Origin of the sequence: Limimaricola cinnabarinus (assembly GCF_002723615.1) — a bacterium.
GTDB classification, from domain to species: Bacteria; Pseudomonadota; Alphaproteobacteria; order Rhodobacterales; family Rhodobacteraceae; genus Limimaricola; species Limimaricola cinnabarinus_B.
Genome location: NZ_KZ305007.1, coordinates 3,018 through 3,916 on the forward strand (window position 1 = coordinate 3,018; position 899 = coordinate 3,916).

General features: G+C 74.7%; 1 protein-coding gene. It reads left to right on the forward strand.

Annotated features, from left to right (window positions below; genetic code table 11):
• Positions 1-24: 24 nt before the first annotated feature.
• The coding region (gene mobF / locus CJ301_RS18365) for a MobF family relaxase (protein ID WP_162620634.1) at positions 25-899 on the forward strand (875 nt) is incomplete at its 3' end.

Genomic DNA, 899 nt, shown 5'->3' on the forward strand with positions numbered 1-899 from the left:
GAACCCCCTACCCCGCTGCTGCTGATGCCGGGGGTGCCGAACATCCTCGACGGGCTGCGCTCCGGCGATCCGGTCGCGACCCGGGTTCTGCGCGATCTCGTGGCCGGGCGTGATCCGGCCACCGGGCGGATGGCGGCCCGACGGCGGCGCCCGGCGGCAGGCGCGCCGGTGCCGCCTTCGGGCGGCTACGACGTGCAGTTCAGCCTGCCCAAGAGCGTGAGCGTGCTCGGCCTCGTGGGGGACGTGGCCCGGCCGGGGCTGCTGGCGGCGATCCGCGCCATCCATGCGCAGGCGATATCGCGGGCGCTGCAATGGGCGTTCGACCTCGGTCTCATCGCCAGCCGCAGCCGGGGCCGCCATGTCCCGGTCCAGCGCGTGATCGGGGCCCGGTTCGATCACGCCGCCAGCCGGGCGGGGGATCCGCAGCTGCACAGCCATGTCGTGCTGTCCAAGACGGCCGTGGGCCGGGACGGACGGCTGCGCCAGCTCGACAACTACCTGCTTCTCACCCATGCGGGCGCGATCGCGGCGCTGGCGCGCTGCGAGGAGGTGTTCCTGCTGCACGAGCGGCTCGGGTTGCGGACCCGTCCTGCGGGGCGCAGCTACGAGATCGTCGGCGTGCCGGAGCCGTTGCTGCAGCTGTTCTCGAAACGCCGCCGGTCTATCGTCTCGCGGTTGGCGGCCACCGGGCGCGGCCCGGCGCAGGATCGGCGGGCCGCGCAGTTCGCTGCCTATGCCACCCGGCCGGGCAAGCGGCACGGTGCGCTGCGCGATGCGCAGGCGGACTGGACGGCGGAGGCCGAGGCGCAGGGTTGGTCGCCGGACGCCTTGCTGCAAAGCGTCGCGCAGGCGCAGGTGGCGCGCCCTCCGCGCCGAGAGACGGACGCCACCGCCCGGGC